Annotated in this window: 2 protein-coding genes and 1 pseudogene; all 3 read left to right on the forward strand. The window is 53.6% G+C overall.

The genetic code is table 11. From position 1 onward, the window contains the following. Positions 1 to 1123 (forward strand): RHS repeat-associated core domain-containing protein (locus tag HT737_RS05210; protein ID WP_182401738.1); only part of this gene is annotated, 1123 nt, incomplete at its 5' end. Between the two features lie 6 nt (positions 1124 to 1129). Next, positions 1130 to 1417 carry a barstar family protein gene (locus tag HT737_RS05215; RefSeq protein WP_095668853.1) on the forward strand — a complete coding sequence of 96 codons (288 nt, stop codon included), beginning with the start codon at positions 1130 to 1132 and terminating at the stop codon, positions 1415 to 1417. A gap of 263 nt (positions 1418 to 1680) precedes the next feature. Next, a pseudogene (locus HT737_RS05220) lies at positions 1681 to 2452 on the forward strand (RHS repeat domain-containing protein); the annotation flags it as partial.

The raw sequence follows: 2452 nt of genomic DNA on the forward strand, positions 1-2452 counted from the left end.
AGGAACAGCCAACCTCGCCAACGTCAAAGGCAACCGTCTGCTGATGCAAGGCGACCGCCATTACGACTACGATGCCTACGGCAACCTGATCCGCGAACGCCGTGGTACCGGCCAGAAACTCGTCACCGAATACCGCTACGACTGCCAGCACCGCCTAATCGGCGTAAGCCTGCCGGGTGGGAGCACCGCGTCCTACAAATACGACGCTTTCGGCCGACGCATCGAAAAAACCGTTGATGGCCACACTACCGAGTTCTTGTGGCAAGGCGAACGACTGATCGCGGAAAGCGCCGACAACCGCTACCGCAGCTACATCTATGAGCCCGGTAGCTTCCGTCCATTGGCGATGCTCGATGGCGAAGGTCCGCGCAAAGCCACGCCGTTTTACTACCAACTCGATCATCTGGGCACGCCGCAGGAACTCACCGACTACAGTGGCGAGATCATGTGGTCAGCGAAGTACCGCGCCTACGGTAACCTCGCTGCGCTGGACGTCAGCGAGATCGATAATCCGCTGCGCTTCCAGGGTCAGTATTTCGACGCCGAGACGGGGTTACATTACAACCGGCACCGCTACTACAATCCGGGCACTGGGCGGTTTTTGACGCCTGATCCGATCAAGCTTGCCGGCGGGTTGAATAGCTACCAGTACGTGCCTAATCCTACGGGGTGGGTGGATCCGTTGGGGTTAGCAAGTAAAGAGTGTGATGAGCCAGAAGCCTATGACAACTCAGCTCATAACGCCGCCAAATACGAAGCCATGAAACGTGACCTTAGAACGACTGAGGCTGCCAACCCCTTAGTCGAAAGTTTGCGAGCCACTGGTGATCTTCCCCCAAACTACGTTACTAAAGCTCAGGCAACACAAAGCGGATGGAAAAAAGGTAAAGCAGTCAACAATAGCGTTCCTGGTGGGCAGCTAGGCGGGGATGTTTTCTATAATGATACAAACGTACTTCCATCAGCCCCTGGCCGAACCTGGTATGAAGCTGACGTCGGTCTCAACAATACGATGTCTCGAAGCAATCAGCCTGGAACCAGATTGCTCTACTCAGATGACGGACTACTTTACATCACTAGCGATCACTACGAAACTGTCACCCCTATTGGAAAGTGGAAGTAAATCAACATGATAATTGAGCTTGATGGATTATCCATCACATCCGAGCAAGAATTCCATAAGCGAATAGCATCTGCTTTTTCCGTCACCCAATATTATGGAAACAACCTCAATGCTCTTTGGGACCTGCTCAGCACCGACGTAGAACGTCCAGTTGAGTTAATTTGGACGAACTCAAAACATTCAGAAGAACGAATGGGTGATGCATATAAAAAAATCTTAACCATTCTTGACCGAGTAAAAAGTCAAGATGAAAGCTTTGGACTAGATGAGAAATTCAGCTACCAACTGAAATAGAGAAAGCAAACCATGAAAAAAATTGGCAGTTTTGTCTTCTATCGCTGAAAAACAAACTGCCTTTTTTCCGATTAATGGCGAACAACAAAGGACAACCTGAATCACTCATTTAGCATTACTAAATACAGCGGCACGTTTTGGCGTCGAGGGCACCTGCAACAAAGGCGACAGATTTATTATTAGGGCAAAAGGACGGGCAAAAGGGGATGGTTTTATTTTCCAGCCTGCCACTTTTCAATCAATATAGATTGAAACCCCTCCATTTGCGAAACGTCGACGACGGCCACTGGCCGCTCGCCTACAAGTACGACCTGCAAGACCGCCTCATCGAGGAACACCAAGGCTGGGGCACCCTGCGCTACGAGTACGACAGCGTCGGCCAGCTGAGCCATTGTCGCCTACCCGATGGCAGCACACTCGACTACCGCCACCTGTCCGGCGGACGCCTGAGCAACATCGATCTCAACGGCTCACGCCTGACCAACCATCAGTTCAGCGCCGGTCGCGAACAACAGCGCCAGCAAGGCCTGCTGCTCAGCCAATACCAGTACGACGAACAGGGCCGCCTGCAAGCGCATACAGTCGGCCAGCGAGACAAGAACCTGTTCCAGCGCCGCTACAACTACGACGCCAACGGCAACCTCGCCGGCATCGACGATAGCCGTAAAGGCAATCGCAGCTACCATTACGATCCACTTGATCGGCTCATTAGCGTACGCGGCACGACACCGGAAAGCTTCGCCCACGATCCGGCGGGCAACCTGCTGGGTCAGAACAACGAAGGCACGGCCAACCTCGCCAACGTCAAAGGCAACCGTCTGCTGATGCAAGGCGACCGCCACTACGACTACGATGCCTACGGCAACCTGATCCGCGAACGCCGTGGTACCGGCCAGAAACTCGTCACCGAATACCGCTACGACTGCCAGCACCGCCTAATCGGCGTAAGSCTGCCGGGCGGCGAGTACCGCATCCTACAAATACGACGCCTTCGGCCGACGCATCGAAAAAACCGTCGACGGTCACACCACGGAA

Source organism: Pseudomonas sp. MD195_PC81_125 (assembly GCF_014060985.1).
Taxonomy (GTDB): Bacteria; Pseudomonadota; Gammaproteobacteria; order Pseudomonadales; family Pseudomonadaceae; genus Aquipseudomonas; species Aquipseudomonas parakoreensis.

Excerpts from the sequence above, each read along its gene's own strand:
- HT737_RS05215 (WP_095668853.1), top strand. The coding sequence starts at position 1,130 with ATGATAATTGAGCTTGATGGATTATCCATCACATCCGAGCAAGAATTC.